Origin of the sequence: Enterobacter cloacae complex sp. IR5418, from assembly GCF_049238105.1 — a bacterium.
Lineage (GTDB): Bacteria > Pseudomonadota > Gammaproteobacteria > Enterobacterales > Enterobacteriaceae > Enterobacter > Enterobacter hormaechei.
This window is the reverse complement of record NZ_JBMKHS010000002.1, coordinates 306,080-319,364: the sequence shown is the minus strand read 5'-3', so window position 1 is coordinate 319,364 and position 13,285 is coordinate 306,080. Positions and strand designations below refer to the sequence as shown.

The following is a 13,285-nucleotide window of genomic DNA, read 5'->3' as shown; positions in this document are numbered from 1 at the left end:
AGTATGACACCAGGCGGACAAGCTCAAATCGGTAATGTCGATCTCGTTAAACAACTTAACAGCGCGGCAGTTTATCGCCTGATTGACCAGCACGGGCCAATCTCACGCATTCAGATAGCCGAACAAAGCCAGCTTGCTCCCGCCAGCGTGACAAAAATTACACGTCAGCTTATTGAGCGCGGCCTGATCAAAGAAGTCGATCAGCAGGCCTCCACAGGAGGTCGCCGCGCGATTTCCATTGTCACGGAAACCCGCAATTTTCAGGCGATTGGCGTCCGCTTAGGCCGTCATGACACCACGCTTACGCTCTACGATCTGAGCAGCAAGGCCATTGCCGAAGAGCACTACCCCCTTCCTGAGCGCACGCAGGAGACGCTTGAACACGCGTTACTGAATACCATTGCGCATTTTATCGAAAGCTGTCAGCGCAAGATCCGTGAACTCATCGCCATCTCGGTGATTTTGCCCGGCCTCGTTGACCCGGAAAGCGGCGTTATTCGCTACATGCCGCATATTAAGGTAGAGAACTGGGGGCTGGTTGAGGCGCTGGAAAAGCGCTTTAAGCTGACCTGCTTTGTTGGTCACGATATCCGCTCGCTGGCGCTGGCGGAGCACTACTTTGGTGCGAGCCAGGACTGCGAAGACTCTATTCTGGTGCGCGTTCACCGTGGTACAGGTGCGGGCATCATCTCAAATGGCCGCATTTTTATTGGTCGCAACGGCAACGTCGGCGAGATTGGTCATATTCAGGTTGAACCGCTTGGCGAGCGCTGCCACTGCGGTAACTTTGGCTGTCTTGAAACCGTTGCCGCCAATGCCGCCATTGAACATCGCGTTCGCCACCTGCTGGAACAGGGTTATCAGAGCCGCGTCACGCTGGACGATTGTAAGATCGGCGCCATCTGCAAAGCCGCTAATAAAGGTGATGCGCTGGCCTGCGAAGTGATCGAACAGGTAGGACGCCACCTGGGTAAAACCATCGCCATTGCCATCAACCTGTTCAATCCGCAAAAAGTAGTGATTGCCGGTGAGATTGTGGAAGCCGAAAAAGTGTTACTGCCCGCGATTGAAGGCTGCATCAATACCCAGGCGCTGAAAGCCTTTCGCCAGAACTTGCCGGTGGTGCGCTCAACGCTCGATCACCGCTCGGCGATTGGCGCATTTGCCCTGGTAAAACGTGCCATGCTCAACGGGATCCTGCTGCAACATTTGCTGGAATCCTGATCGGACCTTATAGTAACGCCTTCTTTTTTTGATGTCGGATTGTCCATGACCATTAAGAATGTAATTTGTGATATCGACGGCGTGCTGATGCACGACAACGTTGCCGTGCCGGGTGCTGCGGAGTTTCTTCACCGCATCATCGACAAAGGAATGCCACTGGTTCTTCTCACGAACTACCCTTCACAGACTGGTCAGGATCTGGCAAACCGCTTTGCAACCGCAGGCGTCAACGTCCCGGACAGCGTGTTTTATACCTCTGCAATGGCGACCGCGGATTTCCTGAAGCGTCAGGAAGGCAAAAAAGCCTACGTGGTCGGCGAAGGCGCGCTGATCCACGAGCTGTATAAAGCGGGCTTCACCATTACCGACGTGAACCCGGACTTTGTCATCGTGGGCGAAACGCGCTCCTTTAACTGGGAGATGATGCATAAAGCAGCCTACTTTGTCGCCAACGGTGCACGTTTTATCGCCACCAACCCGGATACGCACGGTCGTGGTTTTTATCCTGCCTGCGGTGCGCTGTGTGCCGGTATCGAAAAAATCTCTGGTCGTAAGCCGTTTGTTGTCGGCAAACCGAGCCCGTGGATCATCCGCGCCGCGCTGAATACGATGCAGGCACACTCAGAAGAAACCGTCATTGTGGGCGATAACCTGCGCACCGATATTCTGGCTGGCTTCCAGGCGGGGCTTGAAACCATTCTGGTGCTGTCTGGCGTCTCGCAGCTTGATGACATTGATACGATGCCGTTCCGCCCAAGCTGGATATATCCCTCCGTCGACGAAATCGACGTTATTTAATTCAGAACCACGCCTCAGGGCGTGGTTTTTCATTTCCGCCGTCTGAAAACCTTAACCCATCTAACAAAAGCCATCTTTCATTGAATAAACATCAATAAAATCGCTTTAGACATACTCGTTTTTTAAGATTCAGCAATTGCCATTGCACTTTTTACGTTTTCACCCGTAAAACGCTTGCGCCCCCTCCCCCTTTTGCGGCATTTTCATAAGCAAGCAACATCACAACGCAACAGGGTTAACGGAGAAGGTTATGTGTTCTATTTTTGGCGTACTGGATATTAAAACTGACGCGGGCGAACTGCGTAAAAAAGCACTCGAATTGTCCCGCCTGATGCGCCATCGCGGTCCGGACTGGTCAGGCGTTTACGCCAGCGATAAAGCGATTCTGGCTCATGAACGTCTCTCCATTGTTGATGTCAACGCTGGCGCACAGCCGCTGTATAACGAGAAAAAAACGCACGCGCTGGCTGTTAACGGTGAAATCTACAACCATCAGGCGCTGCGCGCCGAGTACGGCGATCGCTACGCGTTTCAGACTGGCTCAGACTGCGAAGTGATCCTGGCGCTGTATCAGGAGAAAGGCCCGGAGTTCCTCGACGATCTGCAAGGTATGTTTGCCTTCGCGCTGTACGACAGCGAAAAAGATGCTTATCTGATTGGCCGCGACCATATTGGTATTATCCCGCTGTACATGGGGCACGATGAACACGGCAACTTCTATGTTGCCTCAGAGATGAAAGCGCTGGTCCCGGTGTGCCGCACCATCAAAGAGTTCCCGGCAGGCAGCTATCTGTGGAGTAAAGACGGTGAAATCCGCCCGTACTACCAGCGCGACTGGTTTGATTATGACGCGGTGAAAGACAACGTGACGGACAAAGCCGAACTGCGTCAGGCACTGGAAGAGTCTGTGAAAAGCCACCTGATGTCAGACGTTCCTTACGGCGTACTGCTCTCCGGCGGGCTGGACTCCTCCGTGATCTCCGCGATCACCAAGAAATTCGCTGCCCGTCGCGTGGAAGATCAGGAGCGCTCTGAAGCCTGGTGGCCACAGCTGCACTCCTTTGCCGTGGGCCTGGAAGGGGCACCTGACCTGAAAGCCGCCCAGGAAGTGGCGAACCATCTCGGTACGGTGCACCATGAAATTCACTTCACCGTGCAGGAAGGTCTGGATGCGATCCGCGATGTGATCTATCACATTGAAACTTATGATGTGACCACCATTCGCGCTTCCACGCCGATGTATTTGATGTCACGGAAGATCAAAGCGATGGGCATCAAGATGGTCCTCTCCGGCGAGGGTTCTGACGAAGTGTTTGGCGGTTATCTCTATTTCCACAAAGCGCCGAACGCCAAAGAGCTGCATGAAGAAACGGTGCGTAAGCTACAGGCGCTGCACATGTTTGACTGCGCGCGCGCCAACAAAGCGATGTCTGCCTGGGGTGTGGAAGCCCGCGTACCGTTCCTCGATAAAAAATTCCTGGATGTGGCGATGCGTATCAACCCGCAGGACAAAATGTGCGGCAACGGCAAAATGGAGAAACATATCCTGCGCGAATGTTTTGAATCCTACCTGCCAGCGAGCGTGGCGTGGCGTCAGAAAGAGCAGTTCTCCGATGGCGTGGGTTATAGCTGGATCGACACACTGAAAGAAGTAGCGGCGAAACAGGTTTCTGATCAACAACTGGAAACGGCGAGCTTCCGTTTCCCGTACAACACGCCAGCGTCGAAAGAAGCGTATTTGTACCGTGAGATCTTTGAGGAGCTGTTCCCGGTTCCAAGTGCAGCCGAGTGCGTACCGGGTGGCCCATCGGTCGCCTGCTCTTCTGCGAAAGCCATTGAATGGGATGAATCTTTCAAAGCCATGAACGATCCGTCAGGACGTGCAGTGGGCGTTCACCAGTCTGCCTATAAATAATGTTCAGATAATCATCAGGCCCTCCGGGGCCTGATTTTTTTGCCTCTCTTTTCCCCGCATAAAATCGATTAATAACCAATAATTGTCGAATATTCGGCCTCGCTGTTCGCAACCTAACCAAACAGTCACATTCCGGCTATTTTCATTGAAAAAGGTGTTGACGCTGCAAGGGTCTATACGCATAATGCGCCCCGCAACGCCGATAAGGTAACGCGAAAAAAAGATGGCTACGTAGCTCAGTTGGTTAGAGCACATCACTCATAATGATGGGGTCACAGGTTCGAATCCCGTCGTAGCCACCATCTTTTTTGCGGGAGTGGCGAAATTGGTAGACGCACCAGATTTAGGTTCTGGCGCCGCAAGGTGTGCGAGTTCAAGTCTCGCCTCCCGCACCATTCCCAGGTAAGCGTTGCACGGATGGGGTATCGCCAAGCGGTAAGGCACCGGTTTTTGATACCGGCATTCCCTGGTTCGAATCCAGGTACCCCAGCCATATTTCTTCGATCATGCGGTTCTCCGCGGTATTGGGGTATCGCCAAGCGGTAAGGCACCGGTTTTTGATACCGGCATTCCCTGGTTCGAATCCAGGTACCCCAGCCATATTTCTTCGATCATGCGGTTCTCCGCGGTATTGGGGTATCGCCAAGCGGTAAGGCACCGGTTTTTGATACCGGCATTCCCTGGTTCGAATCCAGGTACCCCAGCCATCGAAGATTGCAGTACTGGCTACGTAGCTCAGTTGGTTAGAGCACATCACTCATAATGATGGGGTCACAGGTTCGAATCCCGTCGTAGCCACCATATTTACGTTATCGAATACGATTCGGTAAACTGAACATTGTTGGGGTATCGCCAAGCGGTAAGGCACCGGATTCTGATTCCGGCATTCCGAGGTTCGAATCCTCGTACCCCAGCCACTTTAAAGTCGTTAAGCAGTTTGTTTAACGCAATTGGGGTGTCGCCAAGCGGTAAGGCTCTGGTTTCTGATACCAGCATTCCGGGGTTCGAATCCCTGCACCCCAGCCACTTAAAACAAACAAGCCCGCTCTGCGGGCTTTTTTGTTTTTGTTGTTTGTGTTGTGTGGCCTGATGCCCTCTCCCCACGGGGAGAGGGAAAAAGGATTAGAGTCCCAGGGCGTATTTCAGGGCCTGACGTTTCAGACCACCGGCACGTTCTGCCGCCATCAATCCAATGTTACGCAGTATGCGTACCGGGGCCAGGTCATTACTGAATCCGGCATAGAACAGATCCATCCCCGATTGCATGATGAAGTTATCCGCCATACGGCGCGTCTGGTAGCGCTTCAGCACCTGATGGCTGGCCCAGGCCTCCGCATGACCGCGCGCATTGCTTAAAACGTCCAGTAACGCATCGACGTCACGGTATCCCAGGTTCACCCCCTGCCCCGCCAGCGGATGAATGGTGTGCGCCGCGTCACCCACCAGCGCCAGCCCTTCACGGGCATACTGCAACGCATGGCGTCGCATCAGCGGGAATGCGCCAGCGGCAACCGGGGTCACGTTACCCAGACGGCTCGGGAAGTGCTGCCGGATTTCGCGCTGCAACTGATCCATCGACAGCCCCTGCAACTGCCGAATACGCGCCGGTTTGTCGTACCACACCAGCGAAGCCCAGCGATCAAACAGCGGTAAGAATGCATGCGGGCCGTTCGGCGTAAAATGCTGCCAGGTGCTTTCGCCCGGCGCATTGTCGCACTGGACGGTGATCAGCATGCAGGACTGCTGGTACTGCCAGGCATGGATCCCAATGCCTGCCATCTGCCTGACCTGCGAGTTTGCGCCATCCGCCCCCACCACCAGCTTCACGGCCAGTTCATCGTCGTTGTCCAGCGTCAGGATATACCCGCCCTCATGACGATGCAGGGCTTTCAGCGAGTCCGGAACGCGCAGCGTCACCTTCGGGTGCGCCTCCAGCGCCTGCCAGAGCGCCAGCTGAAGCACGTTGTTTTCCACCATATAGCCCAGGCGCGGCAGTTTCAGCTCGGCGGCGTCAAACGAGACGTGAGCATTTTCCCACTCCCAGGTTTCAAGACGGCTGTAAGGGTGCGCGCGCATCGCCAGCACCGCCTCCCAGACGCCCAGCCCGCGAAGCAGATCAACAGACGCCGCGCTGATGGCGGAAATACGCACGTCCGGTTGGCTGGAAGGATCGAATGCCGGTGGAGCCGCCTGTTCAATAACGGTTACGTCAAATCCCTGCTGCGCCAGCCCCAGCGCCAGTGCGCCGCCGACCATACCGCCGCCAACAACGGCAACTTCGGTGTTCAGGAGTGTCATGGTCACTATTCCTTATTGGAGAATACCTTAAGTTTACCGGATTTTTGCGGCCCTGAGGTTGACAACCTTCATACTGGTCACAACCGCACCAAAGCATTACAATACACGGCTTGCAATCCTGAGCTGAGCAAGTCGATGACTAAAAAACTCCATATAAAAACCTGGGGCTGTCAGATGAACGAATACGATTCATCCAAGATGGCCGATCTGCTGGATACCACCCACGGATACCAGCTGACTGAAAATGCGAAAGAAGCCGATGTGCTGCTGCTGAACACCTGTTCAATTCGTGAAAAAGCACAGGAAAAAGTCTTTCATGTGTTAGGCCGCTGGAAGCTTCTCAAACGGAAAAATCCGGACCTGATCATTGGCGTGGGTGGCTGCGTGGCATCGCAGGAAGGTAAGCTGATCCGCCAGAGAGCCCCGTATGTGGATATCGTTTTTGGCCCTCAGACCCTGCACCGCCTGCCAGAGATGATTAACAAGGTTCGCGGCAGCCGTAGCCCGGTGGTTGACGTGAGCTTCCCGGAGATTGAGAAATTTGACCGTCTGCCAGAGCCGCGCGCGGATGGCCCGACGGCCTTCGTCTCCATCATGGAAGGCTGCAACAAATACTGTACTTACTGCGTGGTGCCTTACACCCGCGGTGAAGAAGTGAGCCGCCCGGCAGATGATATTCTGTTTGAAATCGCACAGCTTGCCGCGCAGGGCGTTCGCGAAGTCAACCTGCTGGGCCAGAACGTGAACGCCTGGCGCGGGGAAAACTACGACGGCACCACCGGCAGCTTCGCCGAGCTACTGCGTCTGGTGGCAGCGATTGACGGCATCGACCGCATTCGCTTTACCACCAGCCATCCGATGGAATTTACCGACGACATTATTGACGTCTATCGGGATACGCCGGAGCTGGTGAGCTTCCTGCACCTGCCGATCCAGTGCGGATCTGACCGCGTGCTGAATCTGATGGGCCGTCCACATACGGTGCTGGAGTATAAGTCTACCATCCGCAAGCTGCGTGAAGCGCGCCCGGATATCCAGATTAGCTCCGACTTTATCGTCGGCTTCCCTGGCGAAACCGCTGATGACTTCGAGCGTACCATGAAGCTCATTGGCGAGGTGAATTTCGACGTCAGCTACAGCTTCATCTTCTCTGCTCGCCCGGGCACCCCTGCGGCCGATATGGTTGACGATGTGCCGGAAGAAGAGAAAAAACAGCGTCTGTATATTTTGCAGGAGCGCATCAACCAACAGGCCAACGCGTGGAGTCGTCGTATGCTCGGCACCGTCCAGCGTATTCTGGTGGAAGGCACCTCCCGTAAGAGCATCATGGAACTGTCTGGCCGAACCGAAAATAACCGCGTGGTGAACTTTGAAGGCACCCCGGACATGATCGGTAAATTTGTGGATGTCGAGATTGTTGAAGTGCTCACCAACTCGCTGCGCGGGAAGGTGGTACGCACTGAAGACGAAATGGGTCTGCGTATTGCCGAGACGCCTGAATCCGTCATCTCTCGCACCCGCAAAGTCAACGATTCGGGCGTAGGTATTTACCAGCCTTAATCCTTCTGGCCTGCCTGTCCGGCAGGCCTTGTATTTCCTCTCATCACCCCCAATATCTACCGCAACGCTTGCGCCTTTATTCTATGGCGTGAATAATTTCGGTAATGACCGTTTTATTACGCCGTGTGGCCACAGGTCAGTTAACCAATCAAAGAGGAACAGTTTGAACATAGATACGCGTGAAATTAGCCTTGAGCCCGCAGACAACGCTCGCCTGCTGAGCCTGTGCGGGCCGTTTGATGACAACATCAAACAACTGGAGCGACGTCTGGGTATCGAAATCAATCGTCGCGATAACCATTTCAAACTCACCGGACGCCCAATCTGCGTCAACGCCGCGGCAGATATTCTCCGCAGCCTGTATGTTGATACCGCCCCGATGCGCGGCGAGATCCAGGATATTGAGCCGGAACAGATCCACCTCGCCATTAAAGAGGCGCGCGTGCTTGAGCAAAGCGCGGAAAGCGTGCCGGACTACGGTAAGGCAATCAATATCAAGACCAAGCGTGGCGTCATCAAGCCGCGTACGCCAAACCAGGCGCAGTACATCGCCAACATTCTTGACCATGACATCACCTTCGGCGTGGGTCCGGCCGGTACGGGTAAAACCTATCTGGCCGTTGCCGCTGCGGTCGATGCGCTGGAGCGTCAGGAGATCCGCCGTATTCTGCTGACCCGCCCTGCCGTTGAAGCCGGTGAGAAACTCGGCTTCCTGCCGGGCGATTTAAGTCAGAAAGTGGACCCTTACCTGCGCCCACTGTACGACGCGCTGTTCGAAATGCTCGGCTTCGAGAAAGTTGAAAAGCTCATCGAGCGTAACGTGATTGAAGTGGCCCCGCTGGCCTATATGCGTGGGCGTACGCTTAATGACGCGTTTATCATTCTGGATGAGAGCCAGAACACCACTATCGAACAGATGAAGATGTTCCTGACGCGTATTGGCTTTAACTCGAAAGCGGTTATCACCGGTGACGTCACCCAGATTGACCTGCCGCGTAACACCAAATCGGGTCTGCGTCATGCCATCGAAGTCCTGGCCGAGGTAGAGGAAATCAGCTTTAACTTCTTCCACAGTGAAGACGTGGTACGCCATCCGGTTGTCGCGCGTATCGTTAATGCTTATGAGGCCTGGGAAGAGGCAGATCAGAAGCGCAGGGCCGAACTGGCCGCAGAACGTAAGCGCGAAGCGCAGGAGCATGAACAGAAATGAGTCAGGTGATCCTCGATTTACAGCTGGCCTGTGAAGATAATTCCGGCATGCCAGAAGAGGCACAGTTTCAGAAATGGCTGGACGCCGTCATCCCGCAGTTTCAGGAAGAATCAGAGGTCACGATTCGCCTGGTGGATGAAGCAGAAAGCCATGAACTCAACCTGACCTACCGCGGGAAAGATAAGCCGACCAACGTGCTCTCTTTCCCGTTCGAAGCCCCTCCGGGCATGGAGATGCCGCTGCTGGGCGATCTGATCATCTGCCGTCAGGTGGTTGAACAGGAAGCCAAAGAGCAGCAAAAGCCGCTGGAAGCGCACTGGGCACACATGGTGGTCCACGGTAGCCTGCATCTTCTGGGTTACGACCATATTGAAGATGACGAAGCGGAAGAGATGGAATCCCTCGAGACAGAGATAATGCTTGCTCTGGGCTATGAGGATCCGTACATTGCCGAGAAAGAATAGTCAGTCACTGACTACCATGCCGCCGCGCAGGGACATAGCGCGGCGGTTAACGTTGAACTAACAAGAGAACCCTTAACAAACGCCATGAGCGACGACAATTCACACAGTAGCGACACGACAACCACTAAAAAGGGATTTTTCTCCCTCATTCTGAACCAGCTTTTCCACGGCGAACCGAAAAACCGTGATGAACTGCTGGAGCTGATTCGTGATTCCGGGCAGAACGACCTTATCGACGAAGATACGCGCGAAATGCTCGAAGGGGTGATGGACATCGCCGACCAGCGCGTCCGCGACATCATGATCCCCCGCTCGCAGATGATTACCCTGAAACGCAACCAGACGCTGGACGAGTGCCTCGATGTCATTATCGAATCGGCCCACTCACGTTTCCCGGTCATCAGCGAAGACAAAGATCACATTGAAGGGATTTTGATGGCGAAAGATCTGCTGCCGTTTATGCGCAGCGATGCCGAAGCCTTCAGTATGGAAAAAGTGTTACGCCCGGCGGTGGTTGTGCCGGAAAGTAAACGTGTGGATCGGATGCTGAAAGAGTTTCGCTCCCAGCGTTACCACATGGCGATTGTTATTGATGAATTTGGTGGCGTTTCCGGTCTGGTCACGATCGAAGACATCCTTGAGCTGATCGTGGGCGAAATTGAAGATGAGTATGACGAAGAAGAGGATATCGACTTCCGTCAGCTGAGCCGCCACACCTGGACCGTGCGCGCGCTGGCCTCAATTGAGGACTTCAACGACACCTTTGGCACCAGCTTCAGCGATGAAGAGGTGGACACCATTGGTGGTCTGGTGATGCAGGCCTTCGGCCATCTTCCGGCCCGCGGTGAAACCGTTGACATCGATGGTTACCAGTTTAAGGTCGCCATGGCCGACAGCCGACGTATTATTCAGGTTCACGTCAGAATGCCGGACGACTCACCGGTGCCAAAACGGGAAGATTAATGTAAATGGCATTTGCCCCACTCTTTGAACGCCAGCGCGTCCGTTTGCTGCTGGCGCTGTTACTCGGAGCCAGCGGTACGCTGGCTTTTTCTCCTTACGATATCTGGCCAGCCGCTATTCTTTCCCTGATGGGGCTACAGGGGCTGACCCTCAACCGTCGTCCGGTACAGGCCGCGGCTGTCGGCTACTTCTGGGGGCTGGGGCTGTTCGGCTCCGGCATTAACTGGGTCTACGTCAGTATCGCGCAATTTGGTGGGATGCCGGGGCCGGTTAACGTCTTCCTCGTTGTGCTGCTTGCCGCGTATCTCTCGCTCTACACCGGCCTGTTCGCGGGCATCCTGTCTCGCCTGTGGCCAAAAACGACCTGGCTGCGCGTGGCGATAGCGGCGCCCGTTGTCTGGCAAATCACCGAATTCCTGCGCGGCTGGGTACTGACCGGCTTCCCGTGGCTACAGTTCGGCTACAGCCAGATTGACGGCCCGCTGAAAGGGCTGGCGCCAGTTATGGGCGTGGAAGCCATCAACTTCCTGTTAATGATCGTCAGCGGCCTGCTGGTGCTGGCACTGGTCACGCGTAGCTGGAAGCCGCTGGTTGCCGCACTGATCCTTTTCGCCCTGCCCTTCCCACTGCGTTATATCCAGTGGTTCACGCTGGAGCCCGCGCGCGCCACGCAGGTTTCGCTGGTGCAGGGTGATATCCCGCAGTCATTGAAATGGGATGAAAATCAGTTACTGAACACGCTGAAAATCTACGCCAACGCCACCGAAGAGGTGATGGGCAAATCACAGCTCATCATCTGGCCTGAGTCTGCGATCCCGGACCTGGAGATCAATCAACAGCCCTTCCTGAAGATGATGGACGATTTGCTGCGCGCGCGCGGCAGTACCCTGATCACCGGGATTGTGGATGCGCGTCTCAATCAGCAGAACCGCTATGACACCTATAACGCGATCATCACGCTCGGTAAGGACAGCGACTACAGCTACACCTCCACCAATCGCTACAACAAAAACCACCTTGTACCGTTTGGCGAGTTTGTTCCGCTGGAGTCGATTCTGCGTCCGCTGGCACCGTTCTTCGATCTGCCGATGTCCTCGTTCAGCCGTGGCCCTTACGTTCAGCCGCAGCTGCATGCGCACGGTTTTGCCCTGACGGCCGCCATTTGCTACGAGATTATCCTCGGCGAGCAGGTGCGCGATAACTTCCGCCCGGACACCGACTATCTGCTGACTATCTCAAACGATGCGTGGTTCGGTAAATCGATTGGGCCATGGCAGCACTTCCAGATGGCGCGCATGCGTTCTCTGGAGCTGGCGCGTCCGCTGCTGCGTAGCACCAATAACGGCATCACCGCCGTGATTGGTCCGCAGGGCGAAATCCAGGCCATGATCCCGCAGTTCACCCGTGAGGTGCTGACCACTAACGTTACGCCTACCACGGGGCTGACGCCGTACGCGCGCACCGGCAACTGGCCGCTGTGGATCCTGACCACACTGTTCGGTTTCGCCGCCGTGCTGATGAGCCTGCGTCAGCGTCGTAAATAACCTTACCTTCTGTTGCCGGGTGGCGCTGACGCTTACCCGGCCTACTTTCCCATGCTGTAGATCGGGTAAGGCGTAGCCGCCACCCGACAATTTCCTCCCAAACTTCAATTCTGGCACGCCTGTTGCTTTATTTATTCACATAAACGCTGTCTGGCTTAACGTGCAACTTTGTCGCACCAGCGTAGATCATCGGTAGCACCTAAACGGTGCAACGAGGGATTATTGCCTCTGAATGGTGCGGCGCGCTTCGCAAAAATAAACAATAACGCAGCAAAATCTTTACATTAAGCCAGACTAAATGTTAACAAGCTTGCATAACACGGCACTCGCATTGCGCGAGATATAACAACATCACAATGGGTATCGAAGCGTCACTGGCGCTGATAAGAAAGGAGTTGGGTATGCAATTACGTAAACTGGCCACAGCAATGCTGGTTATGGGAATGTCTGCGGGCGTCGTCCACGCTGAAGACGCTCCGGCAGCAGGAAGCACTCTCGACAAGATTGCCAAAAACGGCGTGATCGTGGTCGGCCACCGTGAATCTTCTGTCCCGTTCTCTTACTACGACAACACGCAAAAAGTCGTGGGCTATTCACAGGATTACTCCAACGCCATCGTTGAAGCTGTGAAGAAAAAGCTGAACAAACCTGACCTGCAAGTGAAGCTGATCCCCATCACTTCACAGAACCGTATTCCTCTGCTGCAAAACGGCACATTTGATTTTGAATGTGGCTCGACCACCAACAACCTTGAGCGTCAGAAACAGGCTGCCTTCTCCGATACTATCTTCGTTGTCGGCACTCGACTGCTGACGAAGAAAGGCGGCGACATCAAAGATTTTGCTGACCTGAAAGGCAAAGCGGTTGTCGTGACCTCCGGTACCACTTCCGAAGTGCTGCTGCACAAGCTGAACGACGAGAAGAAAATGGACATGCGCATCATCAGCGCGAAAGACCATGGCGACTCCTTCCGTACCCTGGAAAGTGGCCGTGCCGTGGCGTTTATGATGGATGACGCCCTGCTGGCGGGCGAGCGCGCGAAAGCGAAGAAGCCAGATAACTGGGAAATCGTCGGTACCGCGCAGTCGAAAGAAGCCTACGGCTGTATGCTGCGTAAAGGTGACGAGGACTTCAAGAAACTGATCGATGACACCATCGCTCAGGCGCAAACCTCTGGCGAAGCGGCAAAATGGTTCGACAAGTGGTTCAAGAACCCCATTCCACCAAAAAACCTGAACATGAACTTTGAACTGTCTGACGACATGAAAGCGCTGTTCAAATCACCAAACGACAAAGCTCTTAACTAATT

The 13,285-nt window shown here is 54.7% G+C and carries 10 protein-coding genes and 8 tRNA genes; 17 read left to right on the top strand and 1 reads right to left on the bottom strand.

The window, feature by feature from the left end; genetic code table 11:
• Positions 1–3: 3 nt before the first annotated feature.
• The 11 genes from nagC to ACOTX7_RS03160 all read left to right on the top strand — a co-directional run bounded on the left by nagC (position 4) and on the right by ACOTX7_RS03160 (position 4,963).
• The gene (nagC, locus tag ACOTX7_RS03210) at positions 4–1,224 is read left to right on the top strand and encodes a DNA-binding transcriptional regulator NagC (RefSeq protein WP_006809613.1); all 1,221 of its coding nucleotides are present in this window, start codon (positions 4–6) and stop codon (positions 1,222–1,224) included.
• 45 nt (positions 1,225–1,269) lie between these two features.
• Positions 1,270–2,022, top strand: coding sequence for a ribonucleotide monophosphatase NagD (gene nagD / locus ACOTX7_RS03205; protein WP_003858667.1), 753 nt, complete (start codon positions 1,270–1,272; stop codon positions 2,020–2,022).
• 250 nt (positions 2,023–2,272) lie between these two features.
• Positions 2,273–3,937, top strand: a complete 1,665-nt coding sequence (gene asnB / locus ACOTX7_RS03200) for an asparagine synthase B (RefSeq protein ID WP_006809614.1) — start codon at positions 2,273–2,275, stop codon at positions 3,935–3,937.
• Positions 3,938–4,162: 225 nt separating this feature from the next.
• Positions 4,163–4,239: transfer RNA gene (locus ACOTX7_RS03195), tRNA-Met, on the top strand.
• Positions 4,240–4,247: 8 nt separating this feature from the next.
• Positions 4,248–4,332: transfer RNA gene (locus ACOTX7_RS03190), tRNA-Leu, on the top strand.
• 23 nt (positions 4,333–4,355) lie between these two features.
• Positions 4,356–4,430: transfer RNA gene (locus ACOTX7_RS03185), tRNA-Gln, on the top strand.
• A 32-nt stretch (positions 4,431–4,462) separates the two neighbouring features.
• A tRNA-Gln gene (locus ACOTX7_RS03180) sits at positions 4,463–4,537 on the top strand.
• A 32-nt stretch (positions 4,538–4,569) separates the two neighbouring features.
• Positions 4,570–4,644, top strand: a tRNA-Gln gene (locus tag ACOTX7_RS03175).
• A gap of 17 nt (positions 4,645–4,661) precedes the next feature.
• Positions 4,662–4,738 (top strand) — tRNA-Met (locus tag ACOTX7_RS03170).
• Between the two features lie 41 nt (positions 4,739–4,779).
• Positions 4,780–4,854 (top strand) — tRNA-Gln (locus ACOTX7_RS03165).
• 34 nt (positions 4,855–4,888) lie between these two features.
• Positions 4,889–4,963, top strand: a tRNA-Gln gene (locus ACOTX7_RS03160).
• A 96-nt stretch (positions 4,964–5,059) separates the two neighbouring features.
• Here the strand turns inward: ACOTX7_RS03160 and ubiF are convergent.
• Positions 5,060–6,235 (bottom strand): 3-demethoxyubiquinol 3-hydroxylase, encoded by a 1,176-nt coding sequence (ubiF, locus tag ACOTX7_RS03155; protein ID WP_221257078.1) that lies wholly within the window; start codon positions 6,233–6,235, stop codon positions 5,060–5,062.
• 135 nt (positions 6,236–6,370) lie between these two features.
• Here ubiF and miaB point away from each other — a divergent pair, with 135 nt between their 5' ends.
• The 6 genes from miaB (at position 6,371) to ACOTX7_RS03125 (ending at position 13,283) form a co-directional block, all read left to right on the top strand.
• Positions 6,371–7,795 carry a tRNA (N6-isopentenyl adenosine(37)-C2)-methylthiotransferase MiaB gene (gene miaB, locus ACOTX7_RS03150; protein WP_006809616.1) on the top strand — a complete coding sequence of 475 codons (1,425 nt, stop codon included), beginning with the start codon at positions 6,371–6,373 and terminating at the stop codon, positions 7,793–7,795.
• A gap of 163 nt (positions 7,796–7,958) precedes the next feature.
• Entirely contained in the window at positions 7,959–9,005 is a 1,047-nt protein-coding gene (locus ACOTX7_RS03145) for a PhoH family protein (protein WP_003858674.1), read from the top strand.
• The gene (gene ybeY, locus ACOTX7_RS03140) at positions 9,002–9,469 is read left to right on the top strand and encodes an rRNA maturation RNase YbeY (RefSeq protein WP_006809617.1); all 468 of its coding nucleotides are present in this window, start codon (positions 9,002–9,004) and stop codon (positions 9,467–9,469) included. Before ACOTX7_RS03145 ends, ybeY begins: the two co-directional genes overlap by 4 nt.
• 84 nt (positions 9,470–9,553) lie before the next feature.
• Entirely contained in the window at positions 9,554–10,432 is an 879-nt protein-coding gene (gene corC / locus ACOTX7_RS03135; protein ID WP_006809618.1) for a CNNM family magnesium/cobalt transport protein CorC, read from the top strand.
• A gap of 5 nt (positions 10,433–10,437) precedes the next feature.
• Positions 10,438–11,976 carry an apolipoprotein N-acyltransferase gene (gene lnt, locus ACOTX7_RS03130; protein ID WP_221257077.1) on the top strand — a complete coding sequence of 513 codons (1,539 nt, stop codon included), beginning with the start codon at positions 10,438–10,440 and terminating at the stop codon, positions 11,974–11,976.
• Positions 11,977–12,377: 401 nt separating this feature from the next.
• The gene (locus tag ACOTX7_RS03125) at positions 12,378–13,283 is read left to right on the top strand and encodes an amino acid ABC transporter substrate-binding protein (RefSeq protein WP_003858681.1); all 906 of its coding nucleotides are present in this window, start codon (positions 12,378–12,380) and stop codon (positions 13,281–13,283) included.
• The last annotated feature ends 2 nt before the right edge of the window (positions 13,284–13,285 follow it).